Below are 26,362 nucleotides of genomic sequence, written 5' to 3' on the forward strand. Positions count from 1 at the left end.
CGCACGACCACGACCTGGCCGCGCTTGGTGGTCTTGCCACCGAGCCTGACCTTGCGCCACGCGCCCCCGGGCGTCTTGTACTTCAGCTTGCCGCTCTTCGGGCCGGTGGTGGCCAGCAGGCGCACCTCGCGGACGTCGACGCCGGCGACGGTGAGCTTGGTCTTGTACGCCGACGCCTCGAGGTAGTCGCCGCCGAACGCCTGGCGCGAGGCCCGGGTCTTCCAGCGCCGCCCCGGGGCGACCAGGTCCTCGGGCACCGTGAAGGTGGTGGTGACCGGCGCGGCGGAGGTGTTGCCGGCCCGGTCGGTGACCGAGACGGAGAGGGTCTGGGTGCCGGGGCCGAGGTCGGGGAAGGTGACGTTGTCGTCGCGGCAGGGCACCGCGCGCCCGTCGATGTCGCAGTCGAAGACCAGGGCCGGCTCGTTGCCGTTGATGCGCAGCGTCGGGCTGTCGGTGGTCAGCATCGGCCGCTCGGGGGTCAGCCGGTCGAAGGGCGTGTTGAAGATGCTCGCGACCGGACGCTGCGTGTCGACCTTGAAGCTGGTCTCCTCGGGCGTCTGGTCGGTGTCGGGCAGGTCTGTCTCGGCGCCGCCGGTGCCGAGCAGCAGGTTGGTCGGCGAGGTCGCGTCGATGCCGCGGTCGGCGGCGTCGTACGCACGCACCCGGAAGGTGTAGGGCGTCTCGACCCCGCCGAGCTGGCGGCGGGTGTCCTCGAGGTCGGAGTAGGTCTGCGGGCTGGCGCAGGGGGTCCAGTCGTCGTCGGCCGGGGCCTCGGGGGTGTTGAAGAACTGGCACTCGAAGGCGATCGGGTCGGCGTCGGCGTCGGTGTGGGCGCCGGTGAAGGTGAAGGTCACCGAGTCACGGGCGATGAAGCCGGCGGTGTTGGCGGCGGGGACGGCGGTCACCGAGGAGGTCACCGGCGCCTCGCTGTCGTCGCAGCGGTCGCCGGGGCCGATCGGGGCGGGGAGCGGGAGCGGCAGCGGCAGCTCGCCGGGCGGGGCCGCCTCGGTGGTGCAGCCGGGGTCGGCCTGGGCGGCGGGCAGGGAGAGCACCGGCAGCAGGGTGCCCACGAGCACGGCCGCGGACAGCGTCGCGCCGCGACGCACGGACGAGGGGACGGTCATCGAGGTTCCTCCGGGGGCTGGCGGGGTCGATGCTTCAACGCCCCGCTGCGCCTGAGGCTACGAACCCCCGGCCGCGTCCGCGGGGCTTCGGCCGAAGTCGCGGGGGGTGCCTCCGGCCCACGGTCGCCGCGCATCGACCAGCAGCATCACGATCACGGCGAGGATCAGCAGGTCGGCCAGCACGAAGGCGAGGGGCTCGAGCCGGTCCAGACCAGCGCCGTAGACGAGCACCGGCAGCACGGCCACGAGCACGGCGACGGTGCGTGCCAGCTGCCAGCGCCGCCGGGCCGAGCGGTCGTGGGCGCTCGCGGCCGCGGCCGCCAGCTCGTGGGCCAACAGCACGCTGACCAGGAGGGCCGGCAGGCTCAGCGCCCAGGCGACGGCGGGGTCGACGTCGACCAGCGGCTCGTGCAGCACCGGGAACCACAGCAGCGCCGCGAGCAGGCCGGCGGCCACCGCGAGCCCGACCAGCAGCGGTCGCTGCCGGGTCGCGGTCGCGCCGGGCAGGCGGCGCAGGGCCACGACGACCAGGGCCCAGCCCGTCCAGTCGGCCAGCACGTCGTACCCGCCGACGGGGGCGACCAGCGCGACCAGGAGCAGGCCCGCGGCGGCCAGGGAGAGCGGGGCCATGGCGGGGAGCCTACGACTCCGGGCTCGACCGGGGCCGGGCCGGCCCGGGCGTGCCGGCGCCGGTGACGACCCAGGCGTCGCCGCGCTCGCGCAGCACCAGCACGACCATGCGCGAGCCCATGAAGACCGTCGTGTAGGCCACCCACAGCGCGAGCAGCCCGCCCCACGACGCCGCGAGCAGCGCGACGGGCAGGTAGACCAGCAGGGTGACCAGCCCGCCGAGGGCCAGGTAGCGCCCGTCGCCGGCGCCGATGAGCACCCCGTCGAGCACGAAGACGATGCCGGCCACCGGCTGGCCCAGGGCCGCGACGAGCAGCACCGGCACCAGTGCCTCGTGCACGGCGTCGTCGCGGCTGAAGAGCGGGCCCAGCAGCGGGCTGGCCGCGGCCAGCAGGACGCCGGTGACCACCCCGCTGACCACGCCCCAGCGCAGCATCCGGCGGGTCAGGCGACGGGTGGCCTCGACGTCGCCGGCGCCCAGGGTGCGACCGGTCAGTGCCTGGGCGGCGATCGCGATGGCGTCGAGCACGAAGGCCAGGAAGCCCCACAGCGTCATCGCCAGCTGGTGGGTGGCCAGGTCGACGTCGAGCCCGGCGCCGGGCGCGGCGCCGAGGGTGACGGCGTACGTCGTGGCGAGGATGGCCGCGCGCAGGGTCAGGGTGCGCACCACCAGGGGCACCCCGGCCCGGGCGGCGAGCCGGATGCCGGGCAGGTCGGGGCCCAGGGGCGCGCCCTGGGCGCGGGCGCCGCGCACCACCACGGCGCAGAGCACGGCGGCGCTGAGCACCTGGGCCACGACCGAGCCGATCGCCGAGCCGGCGATGCCCAGGCCGACCGGGTAGACCAGCACGACGTTGAGCACGATGTTGAGCACGTTGCCGCCGACGGCGACGTAGAGCGGGGTCCGGGTGTCGAGCATCCCGCGCAGCACCCCGGTGGCCGCCAGCATCAGCAGGAGCGGGGTGGTGCCGAGGAAGGCGATGCGCAGGTACGTCGTGGCCTGCTCGCTGATCTCGGCGCCGGCGCCGAACGCGGCCACGAGCGGGCCGGTGAGCGCGACGCCGGCGACGGTGGTGACCACCCCGATGCCGACCGCGAGCCAGAGCCCGTCGACGCCCTGGGCCAGCGCGCCGCGCAGGTCGCCGGCGCCGAGGCGGCGCGCGACGCTGGCGGTGGTGCCGTAGGCGAGGAAGACGCACAGGCCCACGGCGGTCTGCAGCACGACCGCGGCGATGCCGAGACCGGCCAGCTCCGTGGTGCCGAGCCGGCCCACGACGGCCGCGTCGCCGAGGAGGAACAGCGGCTCGGCGACCAGCGCGAGGAAGGCCGGGACGGCCAGCCGCCAGATCTCGCGGTCGGTGGCCCGGTGCTCGGATGTACCGGGTCGTGGGCTCACCAGCGGATCGTAGGCGCCGCGCGGACCAGACCGGCCGGCGGTCTCTGTCCCGAATTGGGGACAAGTTGTGGAAAGTGCGCTAGCAGAAGCATTGTCGACAAACCTCCGGGGCGGCGACGAGGCGACCGGGAGATGAACGCACCGACCGCACCACAATTTCTCCTCCACAGGTGGGGATAAGCATCACCGCAGGTCAGAGGGGCAGTGAAGTTCAGATCGACCACTCTTTCCACAGGTGCGTCCCCAGGCAGTGCACACGTCACCGCGTGTCGTCCACGGGTCGGAGGTAGTTATCCCCAGGGCCTGTGGACAACCGGCTTTCCGATGGAGCCGTTCGGCACGTACGGTCACGCGGACGAGGTCCTCGAGACGTCGTGCGGGACCGGTCTGCGAGCGGTCCGGCGCCGGTCTGTCGGTGGCCGGACCTAGCGTCGTGGCACCGGCCCAGCCGGCACGGGGTCGGTCCGGGACCAGGCATGGGAGAGCACGTGAGCATCACCGAGCAGAGCGGTCGCACGGCCGAGGAGCCGCCGTACGAGGACTGGGGCGACGGCCCCGTCTCCTACGCCCCCGGCGAGCGTCCGCGCAGCGGCCCCAACGACCGCACGCCGCCCCAGGACATGGCGGCCGAGCAGTCGGTGCTGGGCTCGATGCTGATCAGCAAGGACGCGATCTCCGAGGTCACCGAGCGCGTCCGGGGCGCCGACTTCTACCGGCCCTCCCACGAGACGATCCACGACGCGATCATCGACCTCTACGGACGCAGCGAGCCCGTCGACATGGTCACCGTCGCCGCCGAGCTGCAGCGCCGCGGCGAGCTGCAGAAGGTGGGCGGCGCGCCCTACCTGCACACGCTGTCGGCCAACGTCCCGATCGCGGCCAACGCCGGCTACTACGCCGAGATCGTGCGCGAGAAGTCGGTGCTGCGCCGCCTGGTCGACGCGGGCACCAAGATCGTGCAGATCGGCTACGCCGGCGAGGGCGAGGTCGACGACATCGTCGACCAGGCCCAGGCCGAGGTCTTCAAGCTCGCCGAGAAGCGCTCCGGCGAGGACTACGCCCCGCTCTCCGACATCATGGACGGCGTCCTCGACGAGATCGAGGCGATCGGCAACCGCGAGTCGGGCATCTACGGCGTGCCCACCGGCTTCGCCGACCTCGACGAGCTGACCAACGGCCTGCACAAGGGCCAGATGATCATCGTCGCGGCGCGTCCGGCCATGGGCAAGGCGCTGGCGCTCGACACCCCGCTGCCGACCCCGACCGGGTGGACGACCATGGGCGACGTGGCGGTCGGCAACCTCTTGTACGACGCCGAGGGCCGCCCGACCAGGGTCGTCGCGGCCACCGACGTGATGACCGGGCGCCCCTGCTTCGAGGTGGAGTTCTCTGACGGCTCGCGGATCGTGGCCGACGCCGAGCACCAGTGGTTGACCACGGCTCTGGCGACCGGCCGGCGTGGTGTGGTCACGACTGTGGAGCTCGCCGCAGACGTGGGTGCGGTCCATGTCATCGCCATGCCCGACGGGTCCGAGGTGAAGGTCGCCGACGTCGAAGCGGTGGACTCCGTCCCGGTGCGCTGCGTGCAAGTGGACAACGACGACCACCTCTACCTCGCGGGACGCTCGATGATCCCGACCCACAACTCGACGCTGGCTCTGGACTTCTGCCGTGCGGCGTCGATCCACAACAACCTGACCAGCGTCTTCTTCAGCCTCGAGATGACGCGCTCCGAGATCACGATGCGTCTGCTCTCGGCCGAGGCGAAGGTGCCGCTCAACCACATCCGCAACGGCGCGATGGGCGACGACGACTGGACCAAGCTGGCCCGCAAGATGGGCGAGGTCTCCTCGGCGCCGGTCTTCATCGACGACAGCCCCAACATGACGATGATGGAGATCCGCGCCAAGGCGCGGCGGCTGAAGCAGAAGCACGACCTGCAGCTGATCGTCATCGACTACCTGCAGCTGATGAGCTCGGGCAAGAAGGTCGAGTCGCGCCAGCTGGAGGTCTCGGAGTTCTCCCGCCAGATCAAGCTGCTGGCCAAGGAGCTCGAGGTCCCGATCATCGCGCTCTCGCAGCTCAACCGTGGCTCCGAGCAGCGCGCCGACAAGCGACCGGCGATGAGCGACCTTCGTGAGTCGGGCTGCCTGACCGCAGAGACCCGGCTCCTGCGCGCCGACACCAACGCCGAGATCAGCCTCGGCGAGCTGATGGAGACGGGCGCCACCGACATCCCGGTCTGGGCGCTCGACGAGCGGCTCAAGCTGGTGCCGCGCACCCTGACGCACGCGTTCCCGAGCGGGACCAAGGCGACGTACCGCGTGACGCTGTCCTCGGGCCGCACCGTGGAGGCCACCGGCAACCACCCCTTCCTGACCTACGACGGTTGGGTGCCGCTCGCCGAGCTGACCGTCGGCTCCCGCGTCGGGTCCGTGCGCCACGTGCCGCCGCCGCTGCAGATCACGCCGCGTGACCCCGACGAGATCGTGCTGCTCGCGCACCTGCTCGGCGACGGATCCTTCGTGAAGCGCCAGCCGCTGCGCTACGCCAGCATCGACGAGGCGAACCTCGCCGTGGTGGCGGAGGCGGCGCACCGCCGCTTCGGCATCACGGCCGTGCGCGACGACTACCCGGCGGCCCGGGTGACGACGCTGCGGCTCCCGGCGCCGTTCCGGCTGGCGCGTGGTCGGCGCAACCCGATCGCGGCCTGGCTCGACGAGGACGGTCTCTTCGGGCGCCGCAGCCACGAGAAGTTCGTGCCCGACTGGGTCTTCGGCCTCCCCAAGGACCAGGTCGGCCTGTTCCTGCGCCACCTGTGGGCCACCGACGGGTGCGTGCACCTCGACGAGAAGCGGCGCATGGGCCGGGTCTACTACGCCTCCACCAGCCGGCGCCTTGCCGACGACGTGGCCCGGCTCCTGGCGCGCTACAACGTCTTCACGCGCATCAAGCGGTCCCGCAAGGACGGTTACCGCGACGGGTGGCAGGTGCACGTGGTCGGCGCCGAGAACCAGCTGCGCTTCCTCGACGAGATCGGTGTGCACGGTGCCCGCGGCGAGCAGGTCACCCGTCTCGCGGCGGCCCTGCGCGACGTCCGGCCCCACACCAACCTCGACACGGTGCCGCAGGAGGTGTGGGGACGCGTGCGCCAGGAGCTGGCTGAGCGCCAGATGACGCACCGCGAGTTCGCCACCGCCATGGGGACCTCGTTCGGCGGCTCGACCATGTGGAAGCACGCGCCGAGCCGGGAACGGCTGGCCAAGGTGGCCGGCGTCCTCGGCGACGCCGACCTGGAGGTCCTGGCCACCAACGACGTCTACTGGGACGCCATCGCCAGCGTCGAGCCGCTCGGCGAGCAGGCGGTCTACGACGCCACGGTTCTCGGCGTGCACAACTTCGTCGCCAACGGCATCGCGCTGCACAACAGCATCGAGCAGGATGCTGACATGGTGATCCTGCTGCACCGCGAGGACGCCTACGAGAAGGAGTCGACCCGCCCCGGCGAGGCCGACCTGCTCGTGGTCAAGCACCGCAACGGCCCGACCCGCGACATCACCGTCGCCTTCCAGGGCCACTACTCGCGGTTCGTCGACATGGCCCACTGAGGGCAGGCGGTACGCACAACTAACTGGCCGCGCACGCCAGGTCTCCATGCTGCGAAGGTCCAGGAGTGCTTCAGGTGAGTCACGTCGAACGCCCACAACCACCACGCCGGCGCCTCCTTGCCGGGGTCTCTGCTGCCGCCTGCTTGGTCCTCGGCTCATGCTCCGACCCGCAGACTGCCGAGGGTCCCGACGCCGCGCCGGATGAGGGACTGGTGGTGAAGGCGGGAACCGGCGGGTTCGCCTTCGAGGCGCCGCGACGCCCTCAGGGCTGGTGGGCGACGTTCGCTTTCCCGCTCTGCAGCTCCTCCGCACAGACGCTGACCATGAGGGATGCGGACATGGACGTCGAGGTCGCTCCGACCGAGGTCGCCTACCACCTCTTGACCTACGAGGACGACCCCGAGCCGGGCGCCAGGGTGACCCGTGGCGGCTACTTGAAGGGCGTGCCCGAGCAGGTCGAGAGGGGTGGTTCGTCCTACATCAAGTGGGGCGGCGACACGCTCGGGACCGTCAGCGGTCTGGACGACGTCGAGGTGGAGGCCTGCGGCCCCCAGGGGTCCCACGTGTCCCAGTACCTCGCGGTCTCGATGCGTGTGGGCCCGGACGGCGCCGCGGCGAACGCTCTCCGGGTCGCGTACACCGACGGGGGCACGGAGAGGACCTCCGCGCCGACCGACTGGAAGATGGTGGCGTGCGGGCGTCAGGTCGAGGAGACGGCCGGACTGGCAGGACTCTGCTGAGCAGCGTCACCGGGACGCTCTGGCAAAGTTGAGCCACGGCCGAAGGAGGCAGCATGAACAGCCACGACGCATGGACGACTCGACCGGAGACGAAGAGTGACCATGCCGCGATCCGCGCCGTCACGATGGCTGCCTTCGAGACCAGCGACGAAGCCGACCTGGTCGATGCGCTGCGCGCCGACGACGCGTGGATCGACGGGCTCTCGATGGTGACGACCACGCCCGATGGCCGGGTGGTCGGTCATGCGCTCCTGACGCGCTGCTGGGTCGACGACGCCCCTGCCCTGTGCTTGGCTCCGTGCTCGGTGCTGCCCGAGCACCAGCGCACAGGAGCCGGATCTGCGGCCGTCCGGGCCGTGCTGGATGCGGCTCGCGGGGACGAAGGACCCTTCGTGATCGTCCTGGGACATCCCGACTACTACCCACGGTTCGGGTTTCGCCGCGCATCGCTCTTCGACATCAAGCTATCGATCGACGTACCGGACGACGCGCTCATGGCTCTGAGCCTGCATCCGAACCGCACCCTCCCGAGTGGCACGGTGAGGTACGCCGCGCCGTTCGGCATCTAGCCCCGCACCTCGCGTCGGGGTCGGGGTCGGGGTCGGGGAAGTGTGGAGTCCCGGATCAACCACGTTCATCCGCGACTCCACACTCCTGTGGACCGAGCACGGATACCCTCAGGGGCGTTCGTCCCCTGCCGCTCACCCCCCGGAGCACCCCCATGCCCCTCACCAGTCCTGCGCGCCCGTTGGCGCTCGCCCTCGCAGCCGCGCTCGCGAGCTCGGTGCTGCTCGCCGCGCCCTCCGCACAGGCCAAGGAGGTCGACGCCTTCCCGACGTACCAGGGGCAGGTCTCCTGCGACCCGGTCGCCAAGCCCGGCGTGCTGGCGGCGCGCCGGCTGCTGCTGGCCAAGTTCGGGGGCGGCAGCGGTGGGATCACCCGGGCCTGCAGCAGCGGCGGGCTCTCGGAGCACAAGGAGGGGCGGGCGTGGGACTGGTCGCTGCGCGCCTCGAAGGCCAAGGACCGGCGCACCGCCCGCCGCGCGACCACGTGGCTGACCCGCGGCGTCAAGGGCGAGGCTGCGGCTCGCGCCCGGCGCCTCGGGGTGATGTACATGATCTGGAACCGCAGGATCTGGCGTGGGTACGACGCCGCCGCGGGCTGGCAGCGCTACGAGGGCCAGGACCCGCACACCGACCACATCCACCTCTCCTTCACCTGGAACGGCGCCACCAGGCGCACCTCGTGGTGGACCGGCTCGCCGCGCGCCCTCGACCACGGCCCCTGCGCCAAGTGGGTCGGCGAGCTCGCCCCCGCCTGGACCGAGCCCAACCTCTCGCCCTGCCCGACCCCGCTGCGCCGCCCTGTCGCGAACCACCGCGGCATCTACCGCGCCCAGGAGGGCGAGACCCTCGCGCGCGTCTCGCGCTGGTTCGACCGGCCCAGCGCCAAGATCCGCCGGTGGAACGGCTGGCCCGGCAAGGGGCGGGTGGACATCGAGCCCGGCCAGAAGGTGCGGGTGCGACCACGATCCTGACGACCCGCACGCCCTCGCGGCGTGTCGCGGTGAGGTTCGTCAGGACGGGTGAGGGGGTTCGCGCCGACCCGAGCGCGGCTAGCATCCGCGGCATGGCCGACTCGTTGCTCGACGTCCTGACCCGCCTGCGGACCTGCGAGTGGGTCGACCTGACCCACGCGTTCGGGCCGGGCATCCCGCACTACTTCGCCTTCCCCGACGAGGAGCGCGAGACGCTCTTCCACTTCGACGAGGGCGTGGGGTCGGTGGGCACCGGCTTCCTGGCCCACCGCTACACCCACATCGGCCAGTGGGGCACCCACGTCGACCCGCCGGCGCACTTCGCCCGCGGGGGCCGGACCCTCGACGAGCTGCCGGTCACCGAGATGATCCTGCCGCTGGTGGTCGTCGACGTACGCCGCCAGGTGGCCGCCGACGTCGACCACCTCGTCACCCCGGCCGACATCGAGGCCCACGAGCAGCAGCACGGGCGCATCGGCCCGGGGTCGTTCGTGGCGCTGCTGACCGGGTGGGGCGACCGGTGGCCCGACGGCGAGGCGATGGCCAACCGCGACGCCGACGGGGTCGCGCACTACCCCGGCTGGGGCGTCGACGCGCTGCGCTTCCTCGTCGAGGAGCGCGAGGTCGCAGCCGTCGGCCACGACACGACCGACACCGACCCCGGCGCGGTGGTCGCCGGCGGCTCCGCACCCGCCGAGACCTACATCCTGGCCGCCGACAAGTGGCAGATCGAGCTGCTCGCCGGCCTCGACCGGGTGCCGGCCACCGGTGCCCTGGTGGTGGCGACGTGGCCCAAGCCGCGCGAAGGCTCCGGCTTCCCCGCGCGGGTCTTCGCGATCGTCGACCGCGAGGCGGGCGCCAGCCGCTAGCGCGTCGTGACGACCCGGGTGCCGACGGCCTTGTCGTGCCAGCCGCGCTTCTGCGGGTCCTTCGCGAGCAGGATCGCGTTGACGATCTGCGGCAGGTAGCAGAAGAAGTTCAGCAGCGCCAGGATGACCTGGCGTCCGACCGCCTTTCCCCAGCCGGGCACCTGGCCGTCGTCGACGCGCACCACCTTCGTGCCGAGCAGCTTCTTGGCCAGGGTCTGGCCGTATAGCGCGGTCGGGACGATGTAGTACAGCGCCGAGACGACCAGGCCGGCGAACATCCCGCGGCCGCCGACCGACATCCCCACCTCGCCGCCCCCGCTGCTGGTGGTGGCGAAGGGGAGCATGACGACAGTGGCGATGATGGCCAGCACGACCACGTCGAGCACGAACCCCCCGATGCGCACCCCGGTGGAGGCGACGTCGCCGACGCCGGCGGGTGCGCCGTACCCGGGCTGCCCGGGCTGCCCGGGCTGTCCGTCGGGGGGCGGGGGGTAGCTGTTGCCGTGCTGCTCGCTCATGGGTCTCTTCCGTCGACGGTGTCACGATGCACCCGGGACCCGGGCGCGCCCAGGCTAGGGGTGCGCGAGACCGTCTGCGACGGCAGCCGGGTCAGCGCACGTGGCGCAGGGCCTCCTCGATCGGGGAGTCACCGTCGTTGAAGGGGATCTTCAGCCCGGCCACGGCCGAGGGGTCGGAGCCGACGACCGTGCGGATCACCTCGGACACGTTGCCGCGAGAGACCTGACCCGCGTCGTTGGCGTGCACGTCGATCTTGCGGGTCGTGGGGCCCTCGGTCAGCCCGCTGGGCTGCAGGATCGTCCACTTCAGGGCCGACTCCTCGAGGTGCGCGTCGGCCTGGGTCTTGGACTCGGCGTAGGCGTAGAAGTCGTTGTCGGGCGGGACGCCGTGGTCGGGCCCGGCGCCGAAGTAGGAGACCATCACGTAGCGCTCGGCGCCGGCGGCCGCGGCGGCGTCCATCGAGCGGATCGCGGCGTCGCGGTCGAGGGCGTAGGTGTTCTCGGGCGAGCCCCCACCGGCGCCCGCGGCCCACACGACGACGTCGTGGCCGCGCAGCAGCTCCTCGAGCTCGTTCTTCTGCATCGACGCCACGTCGCCGATCGCCGGCTCCGCGCCCAGCTTGGTGATCGTCTTGGACTGGTCGGGGTCGCGGATGACCGACGTGACCTCGTGGCCGTCCTCGACCAGCAGCGGCGTCGCCTTGCGGGCCACCTTGCCGTGTCCTCCGATGATGATGATGCGCGTCATGCGTCCTCCTCGAACGATCGTGGGGGACGGGCCGCGGTCCGCGACCCGACACCGGGCCCAACCTCGGGCCCGGCCTCGATTGTTCCGAGCCGTGCGCGTCGCGAGCACACCCGGACGTGTCCCGTCGGGGCACCCCCGGGCGTGTGCTCTGATGAGCCCCGACGAGAGGAGCGCCGATGTCGACGCTGAACCAGGACGGTGCGCTGTGGACGCTGCACCTGGGTGACGACGAGAACCGCTTCACCCCCGCCTTCCTCGACGAGGCCGACGGCCTCCTGGCCGACCTGGCCTCCTCGAGCGAGCCGGCCGCGCTGGTGACCACCGGCGGGGGCAAGTTCTACTCCAACGGCCTCGACCTGGAGTGGCTCGGCGCCCACCCCGAGCGCCTGGGCGAGTACGTCGCGCGCGTGCAGCGGCTCTTCGAGCGGGTGCTGACCCTGCCGGTGCCGACCGTGGCCGCGGTCAACGGCCACGCCTTCGGCGCCGGCGCGATGCTGGCGCTGGCCCACGACCACCGGGTGATGCGCGAGGACCGCGGCTACGTCTGCCTGCCCGAGGTCGACATCCAGATCCCCTTCAGCCCCGGCATGAACGCCCTGGTCATGTCGAAGCTCAGCCCCCGCGCCGCGGTCGACTCGATGACGACCGGGCACCGCTTCCCCGCCGACGAGGCGCTCGCGGCCGGGATCGTCGACGCCACCGCGAGCCTCGAGGCCCTGCCCGGGGCGGCCGCCGCGCGGGTGCAGCACCTGGCCGGCAAGGACCGCGCCACGCTGGGCACCATCAAGCAGCGCATGTACGCCGACGTGGTCGCCGCCCTGCGCCTGCCCGAGGTCTGAGCGGGCCTCAGCGGGTGCTCGGTTCGGCAGCAAGGTGTGACAGCTGTGTGGAAGTGTCCGTGGTCGCCGGCACAGTGTCGGTCATGCCGAAGTCCCGTCCGCGAATCCCGACCCGGGTGGTTGCGCCCAGCGCTGGAGTGTCGGTGCGGACCCGGCTGCGTCTCGACCCGGAGGAGCGCGCCCTGCTGGCTGCGGTCGGGGTCCATCTGACCCGGGCCCGCAACGCCGACCTCGCGGCCGCCCGCTGCGGCGACAGGGCCAACGACCGGTACAAGGTCCTGGTCGCGGAGTTCGGGATCCACTCTCGGTACGCGGGCACCATCTGCGTCGACAACGATGCGGCGACGAAGGCCGCGAAGGAGCACCTGTGGCGACACCGCGCCGGGCTGCGTCGTGCGGTCGCGACGCTGGAACGGCGTACCGCGGCGCCTGCCCGGTCGGCGTGCGGGTGCGGTGAGCGCCGGGGCTGCGCGGTGTGCCGCGACGGGTACGCGACGCCGAACGAGCGGTTCCACAAGCAGCGTCGCCTCGCATCCCTAACGGCGGAGCTAGCGCGAGTCGAGGCGCTGCTGGCAGCGAAGGACTACCCGGTCGTGTACGGCGGCCGTCGACTGGCCGGCACCCGTCACCACCTCGACCAGGCCCGTCTCACCCTCGATGGGTGGCGCCGGTCGTGGGCGGAAGCCCGGTCCTGGTTCGGATGCGCCGGGAACGCCGGCGGGCCTGGCGGGAACCCGTGCCTCACCCTCGCTCGCGGGCCCGGCGGAGCGTGGTTCTTGACCGTTTCGGTGCCGAAGCCGGTTGCGGAGCAGTTCGGCGTCCCGACGCGTGTCACCCTGCGGCACCCGGTGTCGCTGCACCATCGCAGTGCTGAGCTCGAGCAGCGCCTCGACGATCGGTCCGCAGTCCGCGTCGGCATCCAGCGGTCCACCGATGCGAGGGGGCGGTCCCGCACGTACCTGGGGGTTTCCTGGGTCCGACCCGCAGCTGAACCAGCGGTGCTGGCCGCCGTCCGGGCAGGTGGGGTCGTTGGTGTCGACCTGAACGCCGACCACCTCGCCGCCACGCGCGTCGACACCGCTGGCAACCCGGTCGGGCGCCCCGTCCGGATCCCGCTCCGCCTGGCTGGCGTCTCCACGGCGACCCGAGACGGCCGGCTCCGGGCCGCGATCACCGCAGTCCTCGAGCACGCCAAGTCCACCGGCGCAACCGCGGTCGCGGTCGAAGACCTCGACTTCGCCGATGACAAGACGCGCGAGAAGTTCGGCCGCCGCAAAGCGTTCCGGCACACCATTCACGGGTTCCCGACCACGCAGTTCAAGGACCGGGTCGTCGCGATGGCGGCGACCCAGGGGCTAGCGGTGATCGCGGTTGATCCGCGCTACACCTCTCGGTACGGCGGCGCGTCCTGGCAGCGGGCGCTGAGCACCCCCACAATTGTCGCGACCAGGCACGAAGGTGCTTCGGTCGCGATCGGACGCCGAGCCCTCGGGCACGGCCTCACCACCCGCGCCGGCAGGCCCGGGAAGCCGCGTCAGCGGCCCGTTCCCCACCAGAGCGATGGAAGCACGAGCCGCGAGGCGGTTCAGGAACGGGCAACCACTGACACGGCCGAGGCCCGCACCCACACCGGCGCCCACCAACCACCAGCTCGCACACGACAGCCCTCCCAGCACCCACCCCGTTCATCGGGAGTGGTCACGCCAGGAGGGCTGTCGGAGTTGGTGCAGGCCGGGCATAGGTTCCCCGGCGACCCACCCGCAGGGTGAGTCAGAACGGCACGTAGGTGTTTTCACACAGCGGAACACACCTTGCTGCCGAATCTAGCTGTTGCCGAGCGCCGCGGCCTCGGCCACGGTGCCGACCACGGCCGGGCGCAGCCCGTCGCCGCAGTCGGGGTCGGGCAGCGTCGACTCGGGGTCGACGAGCGTGACCCGGCAGCCCTCCAGGTGCAGGCGGCGCACGGTCTCGAGCAGCATCCGCCGCGCCGCCTCGTTGATCGAGTGCACCCGGGTCAGGTCGAGCACGACAGCATCGGAGAGCGCCCCGTCGGTGTCGGCATCGGCGAGGTCGCGCACCAGCCGCTCGGCGCCCGCGAACTGCAGGGAGCCGTGCAGGGCGAAGACCATCGCGGCGCTGCCGTCGACGTACTGCACCGTGTGGGTGCGGCGGATCGTCGAGCGCGCCGGCTGCGGGGGGTCCATCATGTGCAGGCCCATGTCGGCCGAGAGCCGCCGGCAGACCTCGACGCCGCGCACGCTGGAGCCGTGCGGGTCCAGGCGGGGCGAGAACGCCGCGATGCCCAGCTGGCCCGGCAGCGCACCGATGATGCCGCCGGAGACCCCGCTCTTGGCCGGGAAGCCCACGGTCGAGATCCAGTCGCCGGCCGAGTCGTACATGCCGCAGGTGGCCATCACGCTCATCACCTGGCGCGCCACCCACTCCTCGACGACCCGCTCCTCGCTGAGCGGGTGCACCCCGCCGTTGGCCAGGGTCGCGGCCATCAGGGCCAGGTCGCGGGTGGTGACCCGCACCGAGCACTGCCGGGTGTAGGCCGCCACCACGTCCTCGGGGTCCTCGACGATCGAGTCGCGGCTGCGCAGCATGTTGGCGATCGCGTAGTTGCGGAAGGCCGTCTCGCTCTCCGAGGCGTACGCCGCCTCGTCGACGCCCAGGGGCCGTCCGGCGAAGGCGGAGAGCCCGGCCAGCACCTGCTCGCAGCGCGCCTGGGGGTCACCGGCGTCGCCGACCATGGTGTGCACCACGATCGCGCCGGCGTTGATCATCGGGTTGAGCGGGCGCCCGGAGCCCTTCTCGAGCGACAGCTCGTTGAACGCCTCGCCGGACGGCTCGACGTCGACCTGGTCGAGCACGGCGTCGAGGCCGCGCTGCTGCAGGGCCAGGGCGTAGACGAAGGGCTTCGAGATCGACTGGATCGTGAAGCCCGCGTCGCAGTCGCCCGCCTCGTAGACCGCGCCGTCGACGGTCGCCAGCACCACGCCGAGCTGCTCGGGCTCGACCTGCGCGAGCTCGGGGATGTAGTCGGCGACGGCGCCGCTGGCGTCGGCGGCGCACGCGGCGAGGACCTCGGCGAGGTAGTCCGGGATGGGGGTCTCCACCTGGGCAGGATGCCGCCTGCGGCGCGTGCCCCGTGAATCGGTGGTGGGATGGGGGCATGGACGCCACCGCAGCCCTCGCCCGCTGGCACGCCGTCGCCGAGGCCGGCGACGTCACCGCCCTGCCCGGCCTCGTGGCCCCGGACGCCGTCTTCCGCTCACCGGCGGTGCACACGCCGCAGGAGGGCCGCGAGAAGGTCGTGGGCTACCTCAGCGCGGCCTTCACGGTGCTCGGCCCGGGGCTGCGCTACCACCGCGAGTGGGTCGGCGAGGACTCCGCGGTGCTGGAGTTCAGCACCGTCGTGGGCGGCAAGCAGGTGCAGGGCGTCGACATGATCACCTGGGACGAGTCCGGCCTGGTCGTCGATTTCACCGTGATGGTGCGCCCGCTGCAGGGGCTGCACGCGGTGGTGGAGGAGATGGGCGCCGAGCTGCTGCGGATGCTCGAGGCCGCCGGCGACTGAGCCGGCGCGTCAGCGGCGTACCCACGCCTGCACGGCGCGGTAGACCGGCTTGGGCCGCAGGCCGTGGGTCATCAGCCCGTAGCCCTTCATGTGCCGGCCCGCGTCGGTGCGGGCGCGCTCGTTGTAGAGGAACGCCTTGCGCACGAACGGGAAGCGGGTGCGCAGCGCCTCGAGCGCGGCGACCGTGAAGGTGGCCTGCTGGCGCTTGCTGACCCCGCGCTCCCAGGGCTGCTCGTCGCCGCGGTCGCGGTGCGAGGACCAGCCGAACTCGGTCACCCACACCGGTCGCCGGTCGCCGTGGCGGCGCATCAGCGCGCGCACCTGCGCCAGGTGGGAGAACTCCCACTCGGCCTCGCCCGAGCCCGACAGCGGGCCGGTGTCGGACGGCGACTGGTAGGGGTGGGTGGCCATCACGTCGAAGCAGGCGCCGGCACCGGCGTCGTAGGCGGCCTCGATCCAGTCGGAGTCGTTGTGCATGGTGCCGCCGAAGACGAGGTCGGCGCCGGTCGCCGACGAGGCGCGCAGGGCGTCGTGGGCGGCGCACAGCAGGTCGGCGTACGCCGCCGGGTCGGCGCCGGCGAGGAAGTCCGCGCTGTTGGGCTCGTTCCAGACCTCCCAGGCGCGCACCTGGCCGCGCCAGCGCTCCGCGGCCCAGGCCAGCGCCTTCGCGTAGTCACGGGGGTCCGCGGGCAGGGAGCGCGAGCCGGCCTCGGGGTCGGCCCAGTCGGGGGTCAGCCAGAAGGTGGCCAGCACCTTGAGCCCGCGCTCGGAGGCCATGTCGACCACCCGGTCGACGAAGCGCACCCCCCAGCCCCGCGGGTCGATGCGGCCGCGCTCGGGCTGGATCATCGCCCACGACATGTCCAGGCGCACCCAGCCCGCGCCCATGTCGACCAGCCGGTCGAGCACCGTGGCCCGCTCGGCGTCGGTGTAGGAGGTCCACAGGCCGTGGAACTGCACCCCCACCGCCGGCCCGCGCGCGGCGCGCCGGCGCTGCGCGTCGTCGTACGACGCTGCGGTGCCCGAGACGGAGGCCGCCGAGGAGGCCGAGGCCGGGGCCGGGCCGGGGGCGGGGCCGGCCGTGGCGGGCAGCCCGGCGGCGAGCAGGCCGACGCCGAGGGCGGCAGCGGCGAGGCGGTGCGTGGCGCGGGGGCGCGACGCTGCGGGCGAAGGACGCACGAGCGGTCTCCAAGGGGGGTGGGGGAGAGCGCAGTCTGACCGGCGCCGGCGACCGGGCGCCTCCACCGATCGGTCAGTCGTGGACCACCGGGCGAGGTCAGGCCCGCACGTCGAGCGGCAGCAGCACCCGCACCGTCGTGCCCTCGCCGGGGGTGGACTCCAAGGAGATGCGGCCACCGTGGCGGTGCACCACCCGTCGGGTGATCGCCAGGCCCAGGCCGCTGCCGGGCACCTCGACGTCGCCGGTCTGCGGCGCGCGGGTGAACTCGTCGAAGATGCTCGGCTGGTCGGCGAGGGGGATGCCCTGGCCGGTGTCGGCGCAGGTCAGCTCGACGCCGTCGTCGCGGGTGGCCAGCCCCAGGCGCACCGAGCCGCCGGCCGGGGTGTACTTCAGGGCGTTGCTGAGCAGGTTGGAGACCACCATCGCCAGCTCGGGCGCGTCGCCGGTGGTGCGGTGCGGCCGGTCGGCGCCCTCGAGGCCCAGCGAGATCTCGCCGCGCTCGGCCTGCACCGCGGCCAGGTCGCGGGCCTCGCGCACCAGCTCGGAGAGGTCGACGCTCTCGTGCGCCTGCTGCTGCTGGGGGTCGCTGACCCGGGCCAGGGTCAGCAGGCTGGCCACCAGCGACTCCATCCGGCGCGCGGCCCGGCTGATGGAGGTGACGCTGCGACCCAGCTGCGGCGCCGACGGTGCGACGTCCTGGAGGATCTCGACGTGCCCGAGGATCGAGGTGAGGGGGTTCTTCAGCTCGTGGGTCACGGCCGCGTTGACCTGCTCGCGGTAGCGGCTGGACTCCCGCAGCCCCGCGGCCAGCTCGTGCTCGCGCTCGAGCGCCCGGGCGCGGTGGATGGCCAGCCCGGCGTGCACGGCGTACATCTCGAGCACCTGGCGGGCCAGCTCGTCGGGCCGGCGCCCGTCGATGGGCAGGTCGACGCCGAGCACCCCGACCAGCGCGCCGTCGGGGCCCTGCAGCGGCGCGTAGAGCGCGTCCATCGGGTGCCAGGCGTCGGGGCCCTCGATCGGCTCGAGGTCGGGCACCCAGGTGCTCTGCACGTCGGCGGGCAGCCGGTCGTGGGGCACGAAGCGCAGCAGCCCCCACTCGTCGGCGAGCTCGAACTCGTCGAGGATCTCCTGCACGGGCATCCGGCGCCCGGCCATGGAGCGCTGCGCGTCCTCGTCGCCGGCCACCGCGAGCACCTCGAGGATGCCGTCGTCGTCGAGGTAGTTGACCACCGCCATCTGGAAGCCCAGCACGTCGACGACGCCCTGCACCACGCTCTGCAGCAGCCCGCGGAGCGTCTCCTCGCTGCTGATCGAGGTCAGCAGGGCGTGCAGCTCGCGCAGCATCACCACCTCGCGGGGCACCCCGGGCTCCGGGCGCGTGGCCGGGCTCACGGGGCCACCTCGGCCAGGTGCACCACGGCGTCGCCCGAGCTGACGAGCGGGGCCTCGGTGCGGCCGACGACGATGCCGTCGCGGTCGGCGTGCACCAGCCGCACCCGCTTGCCGAAGGAGTCGAAGAGGCCGCCGAGGCGCTCGCCCTTCTCGACCCGCTGGCCCAGCTCGGCCTCGAGGTGCAGCATCCCGGTCCCCCGGGCGCGCACCCAGCCGCTGCGCCAGCTCTCCAGGCTGGGCGTCGGTGGCTCCTCCTCGACCGGCTCGGTCATCTCCAGCGCCGCGAGCACACGTCGTACGCCGCGCACGCCGGCATCGACCGCCCACGAGTCCATCCGCCAGGCCTCGCCGGCCTCGTAGAGCAGCACCTTGGCTCCCTCCTCGCGTGCGGCGTGGCGCAGCGAGCCGTCGCGCAGCCGCGCGTGCATCATCACCGGCGCGGCGAACGCCTCGGCCAGCCTTCGGGTCTCGGGGTCCTCGAGGTCGGTGCGGATCTGCGGCAGGTTGGTGCGCCGGTCGGAGCCGGTGTGCAGGTCGATGCCCACCGAGCACTTGGCCACGACCTCGGTCATCATCAGGTGCGCGATCCGCCCGGCGAGCGAGCCGCGGGCCGAGCCGGGGAAGGAGCGGTTGAGGTCGCGACGGTCGGGCAGGTAGCGGCTGCCGGTCATGAAGCCGAGGACGTTGACGATGGGCACCGCGATCAGGGTGCCGCGCAGGGTGCGGGGGTCGAGGTCGGCGAGCACCTGGCGCACCACCTCGACGCCGACGGCCTCGTCGCCGTGGATGGCGGCGTCGATCCACACGGTGGGCCCGTCCTCGCGCCCGTGCACCACCCGCACGGGCAGGTCGACCTCGGCGCCGGTCACCAGGCGGGTGATCGGCAGCGACAGCGACTGGCGCCGGCCCGGTCGCACCCGCACGGCTCCGATCTCGAAGGAGGGGCGGGCCACGTCAGCGACCCCGGTTGCGGCGACGGGTGGCCACGGGCGGGCGGGCGCCGAGGTAGGAGCGTCCGGGGTCGACGACGAAGCCCTGGCGCAGCGCCTCGCGACCCACGAGCATCCGGAAGCCCATCTCGTCGCGGCGGCTCAGGCTCATCTCGACGTCGACGGTGCGCCCGACCAGGGTGATCGCCATCGGCACCACGTAGCGCTCCTCGACGTGCCCCGACGACGAGCGCACCTCGCGCACGTCGAGCACGGGGCTCTCGACGACCACGGCGTCCTCGTCGGTGGCCTGCCAGGGGTGCACCGAGTAGCGCACCATCCGCTGGCCCTCGCGCTCGAAGCCCTCGAGGTCGAAGGCGTGGATCGCGGAGGTCCGCGCGCCCGTGTCGAGCTTCGCCTTGATCCACTCGACGCCGGCGTCGGGCAGGCTCACCCACTCGCGCCAGCCTGCGAGGGTGTAGGAAAGATCCGTCTCCACCGTCGCCTCTCAGTCTGGGTACCCATGAAACTCGCGATCCTGTCCCGCGCGCCCCGGTCGTACAGTACGCAGCGACTGCGCACGGCCGCCCTCGACCGGGGTCACGAGGTCAAGGTCCTCAACACGCTGCGCTTCGGCATCGACCTGTCGGGCGACGAGCCCGACCTGCAGTTCCGGGGCAAGCGGCTCTCCCACTACGACGCGGTCCTGCCGCGCATCGGCAACTCCATCACCTACTTCGGCACTGCGGTGGTGCGCCAGTTCGAGCAGATGGACGTCTACACGCCCAACACCTCGTGGGGGATCACCAACTCGCGCGACAAGCTGCGCGCCACCCAGATCCTCTCGCGCCACCACATCGGGATGCCGGCCACGACGTTCGTGCGCGACCGCGCCGACGTGATCGCGGCGATCGAGCGGGTCGGCGGCGCGCCCGTGGTGATCAAGCTGCTGGAGGGCACCCAGGGCATCGGCGTGATCCTGGCGCCGACCATCAAGGTGGCCGAGGCGATCATCGAGACGCTGCACAGCACCCGCCAGAACGTGCTGATCCAGCGCTTCGTCAGCGAGAGCAAGGGCCGCGACATCCGGGCGCTGGTCGTCGGCGACCGGGTGGTGGCCGCGATGCGCCGGGTCGCGCAGGGCGACGAGTTCCGCTCCAACGTGCACCGCGGCGGCACCGTCGAGGCGGTGACCCTCGACGAGGACTACGAGCGCGCCGCGGTGCGTGCCGCGCAGATCATGGGCCTGCGGGTGGCCGGCGTCGACATGCTCGAGGGCAACGAGGGCCCGCTGGTGATGGAGGTCAACTCCTCCCCGGGCCTCGAGGGCATCGAGCGCGCCACCGACCTCGACATCGCCGGCTCGATCATCGACCACATCGACAACCAGGTCGCCTTCCCCGAGATCGACGTGCGCCAGCGCCTGACCGTCTCGACCGGGTACGGCGTCGCCGAGATCGCGGTGCAGGCCGCCTCCGACCTGGTCGGCAAGACGCTGGGTGAGTCGGGGCTGCGCGAGCGCGACATCTCCGCGCTGACCCTGCAGCGCGGCACCAGCGTGATCCCCAACCCGCACAGCCGCCACGTGCTCGAGGCCGGTGACCGGCTGCTGTGCTTCGGCAAGCTCGAGGAGATGCGCTCGATGATCCCGGGCCGGCGCCGGCGCACCCGCAAGGTCAAGAAGCTGCCCGCCGAGCCCATCCACGAGGCCTGAGCCCGGGTAGGAGAGGCTGGGGGCCATGCACTACGTCGGCGTCGACCTCGCCTGGGGCGAGCGCGCCCCCACGGGCATCGCCGTGCTCGACCCCGACGCGCGGCTGGTGCACGTCTCGGCGCAGCGCAGCGACGAGGAGGTCGTGGCCGCGATCGAGGGCGTCGTGGCGGCCGGGGCCTGCCTGGTCTCGATCGACGCGCCGCTGATCGTGCGCAACCCCAGCGGCAACCGGGGCTGCGAGGCGGCGCTCAACAAGGACTTCGCGCGCTTCGACGCCGGCGCGCACCCGGCCAACACCGGCAAGCCCGAGTTCGCCGAGACGCCCCGGGGCGCCCGCGTCGCGGGCCTGCTGGGCCTCGACCTCAACCCGCGCTCGGGGCGCCAGCGCCGGGCGATCGAGGTCTACCCGCACCCGGCGACGGTCTCGCTGTTCCGCCTGGGCCGCACCCTGAAGTACAAGAACAAGCCGGGCCGCGACCTCGAGAGCCTGCGCAGCGAGCTGCTGGCGCTGATGGGCTACCTCGAGACCGTGGTGGTCACCGCCGGCGAGCCCTGGGCGCGGCTGCGCGACGCCGTCGAGAGTGCCACCCGCAAGAGCGAGCTGCGGGTCGTCGAGGACCAGGTCGACGCGGTCGTCTGCGCCTACGTCGGGCTCTTCGCCGACACCCACCCCGAGGCCACCACGACGTACGTCGGCCCCGACGGCGGCTGGGAGGACGGCTACGTCGTGGTGCCCACGCTGCCCGACGACCTCGAGCCCAGCCCGCGGCGGGCCCGCCCGCGCGCCGACCCGGTGCAGGCCGCCACCCAGGCGTACGCCGCGCGCCTGCCGCAGCTGCGCGACTCCGGGGAGCGCTACGTGCGGCTGGTGCAGTCGATCCTCGACGAGGCCGGCATCAACTACCTGTCGGTGACCGGGCGCACCAAGTCGGTCGCCTCCTTCGCCGCCAAGGCCGCGCGCACCGCCGACGGGCGCCCCGGTGGCAAGCCGCTCTACCGCGACCCGCTCGTCGAGGTCACCGACCAGCTCGGGGTCCGGGTCATCACCTACGTGCAGCGCGACGTCGAGACCGTCGCCGACCTGCTCGGCGACCAGCTGGTCGTCCACGACGACCGCGACATGGGCCGCGAGACCGCCAGCGAGGGCCGCTTCGGCTACGCCAGCCGGCACCAGGTCATCGGCATCGACGCCGCCCGCGAGGGCGACCCGGCGTGGGCGCCGCTGCGCGGCCTGGTCGCCTCGGTGCAGATCCGCACCGTGCTGCAGCACGCGTGGGCCGAGTTCGAGCACGACATCCGCTACAAGGGCGTGGTGCCCGAGGAGCACGCCCGCGACTTCGACCGCCGCTTCACCCTGGCCGCGGGCCTCCTCGAGCTGGCCGACCGCGAGTTCGCCACGATCCGCGACCGGCTGCAGGCCACCGACCCGCGCACCGACGAGCCGGTCGCCCCCGACGCCGACCCCCGCCTCGACCCGCGCGAGCTGGCCGCCTTCCTCGCCGGGCAGTACGCCGACGCCGGCTGGTCGCGCACCGACCACTACGCCTGGATCTCCGGGCTGCTGCTCGAGCTCGGCGTCACCAGCCTCGGCGAGCTCTCCGAGGTGCTGGTGGGCGTCGACGAGACCGAGATCAACGCCCGGATGGACTACCGCTACCCGCCCGGTGCGGTGCGCCGCCTCGACGACGCGCTGCTGGCGTCGTACGCCCAGGCCTACGTCGACCTGCACGGCAACGCCCACCGCGTCGACCTGCTGCGGGCGCGGCTGGCCAAGCTCACCGGCTGAGGCCCGCCGCCGCGGGAGTTTCATCGGGCGCCCGATGGAACTCCTGCCGGGACGATGAAGCTTCGTCGTCCCGGCACCAGTTTCGTGGGGGTGACCGTGGTGGCGGCAGGGTGTGCCGGCGTGGTCAGACCCGCACCAGCACCTCGTCGAGCGGCTTGCGCTGCAGCGCCGGCACCCGGGCGTCCTCGGCCGGGTGGCCCACCGCCACGACGACGAAGCCGCGCTCCTCGGGCGGGCGGCCCAGCACCTCGGCGAGGAAGCGCATCGGGCTCGGGGTGTGGGTCAGCGTGGCCAGGCCGGCCTGGTGCAGGGCGGCGAGCAGGAAGCCGACGGCGATGCCGCACGACTCCTTGACGTAGTAGGGCTTGGGCGAGCCGGGTCCCGCGTGCACCTCGAAGACCACCACGAGCGCGGCGGCGTCGGTCAGGAACGGCTTGCTGGCGTCGGTGCCCAGCGGGGCGAGCGCGTCGAGCCACTCCTCCGAGGCGCGGCGCTCGTAGAACTCGCGCTCCTCGGCCTCGGCCGCCTCGCGCAGCCGACGGCGTACGACGGGGTCGGTGACCAGCACGAAGCGCCACGGCTGCACGTGCGCACCGCTCGGCGCGGTGGCCGCGGCCCGCACGGCGTCCTCGAGGACGCCCTCGGCGACCGGGCGCGAGGAGAAGTCGCGCACCGTACGCCGGCGGGCCAGGTCGTCGGCGAAGGCCGAGACCCGCGCGCGGGCCTCGTCGTCGGGCAGGGACAGCTGGGGGGCGGGCACGCTCTCGGGCACGGACCCAGCCTCGCAGAGCCCGCTGCGGCGCGGGCTCAGTCGTCGTCGAAGCGCAGCCCGGCGGCCTGCGCGGCACGGTCGGCCAGCTCGGTGCCCGCGCCGTCGTAGAGCTGGAAGCCGGTCGAGGCGCCGAGCGTGCGCGCCTGGCGCAGGTCGGCGTCGTACTGGGTGACGATGGCGACGGTGCCGGCGAAGCCGCTCGAGCGCAGCAGCTGCAGCGCGTCGAGGTTGTTGCCGTGGAAGGGCATCGCCAGCAGCACCATCCGCACGTCGCCGGTGCGCAGCCTCTCGTAGAACTCCGGGTCGGTGGCGTCGCCCTCGACGACGTCGACGCCCTCCTCGACCAGCCGGGCCACCCGCTCGCCCGAGCTCTCGACGCCGACCACGCCGAGGCCGTGCAGCTGCTCGAGCCGCTCGTAGGCCGAGCGGCCCACGCGGCCCATGCCGAGCACGACCGCCTCGGCGTGCCCCACATCGAGGGGGCGGTCCTCGGGGTGCAGGCGGTGCGCGGGGCGCTCGCGCACGAGGTGCGAGAGCAGGCCGACCAGGTACTCCGGGCGGCGTCCGACCGCCGTGCCGACGACGAAGCTGGCCGCGATCGCGGTCGCCAGGGTGACCACCCACTCCTCGCCCAGCACCTCGGCGGAGGAGGCGACGGCCACGATCAGACCGAACTCCGAGAAGTTCGCCAGGCTCGACCCGGCCAGCACCGCCGTACGCCGCCGCAGCCCGCTCAGGCCGAGCAGCACCGCGAAGCCGACGGCCTTGAGCGGCAGCAGCACCAGCACCAGCAGCAGGGCGACCAGCAGGTGCTCGACGCTGGGCAGGGCGCCGATGCCGATGGAGACGAAGAAGCCGACCAGCAGCAGGTCCTTGAGCGTGAAGAGGCTCTTGGCGAGGCTATCGGCGCCCGGCCGCCCGGCCAGCAGCATCCCCACCACCAGGGCGCCGAGGTCGCCCTTGAGGCCCACGGCGTCGAAGAGCGCGTAGCCCGGCACCAGCGCCAGCACCAGGCCGAAGAGCGGGCGCAGCTCGTCGTGGCCCAGGCGCGCCAGCACCGTGCGCAGCACCCATGCGCCCGGCAGCAGCAGCAGCACCAGCACGGCGTACGGGCTGGGCGGCTCGCCGGCCGACGCGCCGAGGTAGACCACCGCGGCGAGGTCCTGCACGATCAGCACCCCGATCGCGGTGCGCCCGCCCAGCGAGCGCGAGCCGCTGCGCTCCTCGAGCGTCTTGACCACGAAGACCGTGCTCGAGAAGGACAGGGCGAAGCCGACCAGCACCCACGTGCGCCAGTCGCTGCCCTCGAGCAGCGTCACGCCGGCCAGGGCCACCAGCGCCACGACCCCGGCCCCCAGCAGGGTCGAGCCGACCATGTGGGCGGTGGCGGTGGCCCAGACCTGGCGCTCGGCCAGCTGGCGCAGGTCGATCTTGAGCCCCACCCCGAAGAGCAGCAGCGTCACGCCCAGGTCGGCCACCACGTCGAGCGCGGGCACCGACTCGACCCCGGCGACGTTGAGCACGAAGCCCGCGACGAGGAATCCCATCAGCGGTGGCAGGCGCACCACGGCGGCGGCCATGCCGCCCAGCAGCGCCACGACCAGGATCGCCGTCATGTCCTCCATGGGGTTCCTCCTGAGCTCACCGACGATCCTCCCAGCCCGGCGCCCGGCTCACCCCACGAGGGTGGTGCGGCCTGTCAGGCTGGAGGGATGACTCGCCGCGTACGCCGCTCCCGCGCCGCCCTGGCGCCCACTCCGGCCATCGCACTGGCCCTGGTGATGGGCCTGGGGCTGGCCGGGTGCGGTGACGACCCCGAGCCGGGCGAGCGCGCCAACGCACCCAGCGAGGCGACCCGCACGGCCGGCCCCGACGACGACGTCGACGCCGGCGACCCGGCCGCGCTGGAGAGCCGCACGGTCACCACCGGGCTCACCAGCCCCTGGGGCCTGAGCGCGACCTCGCAGGAGGCCGTGCTGCTCAGCGAGCGCGACACCGGACGGATCCTGCGCGTGGATCCCGGGTCAGGCGAGCGCGAGGAGCTGCGGACCCTGCCCGACGTCGTCCCCGGCGGCGAGGCGGGCCTGCTCGGTCTGGCGCTGACCCCCGACGAGTCGGCGCTGCTGGCCTACTACACCGTCGAGGAGTCCAGCCGGATCGTCTCGATGCCCTGGGACGGGCAGAGCCTCGGCGAGCCCGAGGTGCTGCTCGAGGGGATCCCCGGCGGCGCGGGCTACCACCAGGGCGGCGCCCTCCTGGTCGGCCCCGACGACCTCCTCTACGTCGGCACCGGCGACAACGGCGTGCCGGAGTCGGCCCAGGACCGGGCGTCGCTGTCGGGCAAGGTGCTGCGGCTGACCCTCGACGGGCAGCCGGCCCCCGGCAACCTCTTCGACGACGAGGTCTACAGCTATGGCCACCGCAACGTGCAGGGACTCGCCTTCGACGACGAGGGCCGGCTGTGGGCCTCGGAGTTCGGCGCCAACGCCTGGGACGAGCTGAACCTGATCGAGGCGGGGGGCGACTACGGCTGGCCGCAGGTCGAGGGCAGCGGCGGCGGGGAGGGCCAGACCGACCCCGTCGTCGTCTGGCGCACCGAGGACGCCTCGCCCTCGGGCCTGGCCCACTGGGACGGGTCGTTGTGGATGGCGGCGCTGCGCGGGGAGCGGCTCTGGGAGATCCCGCTGGGTGACGGCGACGCGCCCGTCGAGCAGCCCGTCGGCCACCTCGCCGGCGAGCTGGGCCGCCTGCGCAGCGTCCTGGCCCTGCCCGGCTCCGACGGCCTGCTGCTGGTCACCTCCAACACCGACGGGCGCGGCGAGGTCCGCGACGGTGACGACCGCGCCCTGCTGCTGACCCGCTGACCCGGCGCGATCCGGGCCGGCTCGGCGCGAGATCTGCGCCGGGTCAGCGGGACATTTGGGGCTCTTGTGACCCTTCCGTGGGTCGCTGAGCGTGGCCTGATGTGGCGCACGCCGTTCTCTGTCTAGGTTTCTGGCT

The 26,362-nt window shown here is 73.1% G+C and carries 23 protein-coding genes and 1 pseudogene; 12 read left to right on the forward strand and 12 right to left on the reverse strand.

The window, feature by feature from the left end; genetic code table 11:
- From ABKW28_RS18295 to ABKW28_RS18305, 3 genes are all read right to left on the reverse strand, one after another.
- Positions 1–1,124 (reverse strand): hypothetical protein (locus tag ABKW28_RS18295; protein WP_348612264.1); only part of this gene is annotated, 1,124 nt, incomplete at its 3' end.
- Positions 1,125–1,181: 57 nt separating this feature from the next.
- Positions 1,182–1,754, reverse strand: a complete 573-nt coding sequence (locus ABKW28_RS18300; RefSeq protein ID WP_348612266.1) for a hypothetical protein — start codon at positions 1,752–1,754, stop codon at positions 1,182–1,184.
- Positions 1,755–1,764: 10 nt separating this feature from the next.
- Positions 1,765–3,150 carry an MATE family efflux transporter gene (locus ABKW28_RS18305; RefSeq protein WP_348612268.1) on the reverse strand — a complete coding sequence of 462 codons (1,386 nt, stop codon included), beginning with the start codon at positions 3,148–3,150 and terminating at the stop codon, positions 1,765–1,767.
- 620 nt (positions 3,151–3,770) lie between these two features.
- Between ABKW28_RS18305 and ABKW28_RS18310 the strand changes: the two genes are divergently transcribed.
- From ABKW28_RS18310 to ABKW28_RS18330, 5 genes are all read left to right on the forward strand, one after another.
- Positions 3,771–6,758 (forward strand): replicative DNA helicase, encoded by a 2,988-nt coding sequence (locus tag ABKW28_RS18310; RefSeq protein ID WP_348612304.1) that lies wholly within the window; start codon positions 3,771–3,773, stop codon positions 6,756–6,758.
- Between the two features lie 212 nt (positions 6,759–6,970).
- Positions 6,971–7,498, forward strand: a complete 528-nt coding sequence (locus tag ABKW28_RS18315) for a hypothetical protein (protein ID WP_348612270.1) — start codon at positions 6,971–6,973, stop codon at positions 7,496–7,498.
- Between the two features lie 53 nt (positions 7,499–7,551).
- Positions 7,552–8,067 carry an N-acetyltransferase gene (locus ABKW28_RS18320; RefSeq protein ID WP_348612272.1) on the forward strand — a complete coding sequence of 172 codons (516 nt, stop codon included), beginning with the start codon at positions 7,552–7,554 and terminating at the stop codon, positions 8,065–8,067.
- A 152-nt stretch (positions 8,068–8,219) separates the two neighbouring features.
- Positions 8,220–9,035 (forward strand): LysM domain-containing protein, encoded by an 816-nt coding sequence (locus tag ABKW28_RS18325; protein WP_348612274.1) that lies wholly within the window; start codon positions 8,220–8,222, stop codon positions 9,033–9,035.
- 92 nt (positions 9,036–9,127) lie between these two features.
- Positions 9,128–9,904 (forward strand): cyclase family protein, encoded by a 777-nt coding sequence (locus ABKW28_RS18330; protein ID WP_348612276.1) that lies wholly within the window; start codon positions 9,128–9,130, stop codon positions 9,902–9,904.
- Here the strand turns inward: ABKW28_RS18330 and ABKW28_RS18335 are convergent.
- The gene (locus ABKW28_RS18335; RefSeq protein ID WP_348612278.1) at positions 9,901–10,422 is read right to left on the reverse strand and encodes an RDD family protein; all 522 of its coding nucleotides are present in this window, start codon (positions 10,420–10,422) and stop codon (positions 9,901–9,903) included. The two genes, ABKW28_RS18330 and ABKW28_RS18335, sit on opposite strands and share 4 nt — an antisense overlap.
- 91 nt (positions 10,423–10,513) lie before the next feature.
- Entirely contained in the window at positions 10,514–11,170 is a 657-nt protein-coding gene (locus ABKW28_RS18340) for an NAD(P)H-binding protein (protein ID WP_348612280.1), read from the reverse strand.
- A gap of 176 nt (positions 11,171–11,346) precedes the next feature.
- Between ABKW28_RS18340 and ABKW28_RS18345 the strand changes: the two genes are divergently transcribed.
- Positions 11,347–12,009, forward strand: a complete 663-nt coding sequence (locus ABKW28_RS18345) for an enoyl-CoA hydratase-related protein (RefSeq protein WP_348612282.1) — start codon at positions 11,347–11,349, stop codon at positions 12,007–12,009.
- A gap of 83 nt (positions 12,010–12,092) precedes the next feature.
- Positions 12,093–13,778, forward strand: a complete 1,686-nt coding sequence (locus tag ABKW28_RS18350) for a hypothetical protein (RefSeq protein WP_348612284.1) — start codon at positions 12,093–12,095, stop codon at positions 13,776–13,778.
- Between the two features lie 54 nt (positions 13,779–13,832).
- Here the strand turns inward: ABKW28_RS18350 and ABKW28_RS18355 are convergent, their stop codons facing one another.
- Entirely contained in the window at positions 13,833–15,128 is a 1,296-nt protein-coding gene (locus ABKW28_RS18355) for a glutaminase (protein ID WP_348612286.1), read from the reverse strand.
- Positions 15,129–15,184: 56 nt separating this feature from the next.
- On the opposite strand from ABKW28_RS18355, the gene ABKW28_RS18360 reads away from it, so the two are divergent.
- On the forward strand, positions 15,185–15,589 hold the full coding sequence (locus ABKW28_RS18360) for a nuclear transport factor 2 family protein (protein WP_193669422.1): 405 nt from the start codon (positions 15,185–15,187) through the stop codon (positions 15,587–15,589).
- A gap of 9 nt (positions 15,590–15,598) precedes the next feature.
- Here the strand turns inward: ABKW28_RS18360 and ABKW28_RS18365 are convergent, their stop codons facing one another.
- From ABKW28_RS18365 to ABKW28_RS18380, 4 genes are all read right to left on the reverse strand, one after another.
- The gene (locus tag ABKW28_RS18365; RefSeq protein WP_348612288.1) at positions 15,599–16,768 is read right to left on the reverse strand and encodes a cellulase family glycosylhydrolase; all 1,170 of its coding nucleotides are present in this window, start codon (positions 16,766–16,768) and stop codon (positions 15,599–15,601) included.
- Positions 16,769–16,865: 97 nt separating this feature from the next.
- Positions 16,866–18,161 (reverse strand): ATP-binding protein, encoded by a 1,296-nt coding sequence (locus tag ABKW28_RS18370; RefSeq protein WP_348612290.1) that lies wholly within the window; start codon positions 18,159–18,161, stop codon positions 16,866–16,868.
- Positions 18,158–19,114 carry a succinylglutamate desuccinylase/aspartoacylase family protein gene (locus tag ABKW28_RS18375; RefSeq protein WP_348612292.1) on the reverse strand — a complete coding sequence of 319 codons (957 nt, stop codon included), beginning with the start codon at positions 19,112–19,114 and terminating at the stop codon, positions 18,158–18,160. The genes ABKW28_RS18370 and ABKW28_RS18375 overlap by 4 nt, the downstream gene beginning before the upstream one ends.
- A 1-nt stretch (position 19,115) precedes the next feature.
- On the reverse strand, positions 19,116–19,589 hold the full coding sequence (locus ABKW28_RS18380) for a RimK/LysX family protein (protein WP_348612294.1): 474 nt from the start codon (positions 19,587–19,589) through the stop codon (positions 19,116–19,118).
- Positions 19,590–19,613: 24 nt separating this feature from the next.
- Between ABKW28_RS18380 and ABKW28_RS18385 the strand changes: the two are divergent.
- The 3 genes and pseudogenes from ABKW28_RS18385 to ABKW28_RS18395 all read left to right on the forward strand — a co-directional run.
- A pseudogene (locus tag ABKW28_RS18385) lies at positions 19,614–20,471 on the forward strand (RimK family alpha-L-glutamate ligase); the annotation flags it as partial.
- A gap of 30 nt (positions 20,472–20,501) precedes the next feature.
- Positions 20,502–20,804, forward strand: coding sequence for a TrkA C-terminal domain-containing protein (locus ABKW28_RS18390; protein WP_348612306.1), 303 nt, complete (start codon positions 20,502–20,504; stop codon positions 20,802–20,804).
- Positions 20,805–20,829: 25 nt separating this feature from the next.
- Positions 20,830–22,590 carry a DUF429 domain-containing protein gene (locus ABKW28_RS18395; RefSeq protein ID WP_348612296.1) on the forward strand — a complete coding sequence of 587 codons (1,761 nt, stop codon included), beginning with the start codon at positions 20,830–20,832 and terminating at the stop codon, positions 22,588–22,590.
- 124 nt (positions 22,591–22,714) lie between these two features.
- Here the strand turns inward: ABKW28_RS18395 and ABKW28_RS18400 are convergent, their stop codons facing one another.
- Together ABKW28_RS18400 and ABKW28_RS18405 are read right to left on the reverse strand one after the other, a co-directional pair.
- Positions 22,715–23,362, reverse strand: coding sequence for a nitroreductase family protein (locus tag ABKW28_RS18400; protein ID WP_348612298.1), 648 nt, complete (start codon positions 23,360–23,362; stop codon positions 22,715–22,717).
- Between the two features lie 35 nt (positions 23,363–23,397).
- On the reverse strand, positions 23,398–24,987 hold the full coding sequence (locus ABKW28_RS18405; protein WP_348612300.1) for a cation:proton antiporter family protein: 1,590 nt from the start codon (positions 24,985–24,987) through the stop codon (positions 23,398–23,400).
- A gap of 87 nt (positions 24,988–25,074) precedes the next feature.
- Here ABKW28_RS18405 and ABKW28_RS18410 point away from each other — a divergent pair, with 87 nt between their 5' ends.
- Positions 25,075–26,226 (forward strand): PQQ-dependent sugar dehydrogenase, encoded by a 1,152-nt coding sequence (locus ABKW28_RS18410; RefSeq protein WP_348612302.1) that lies wholly within the window; start codon positions 25,075–25,077, stop codon positions 26,224–26,226.
- Positions 26,227–26,362 lie beyond the last annotated feature (136 nt).

Origin of the sequence: Nocardioides sp. 31GB23, assembly GCF_040012395.1 — a bacterium.
Taxonomy (GTDB): domain Bacteria; phylum Actinomycetota; class Actinomycetes; order Propionibacteriales; family Nocardioidaceae; genus Nocardioides; species Nocardioides salarius.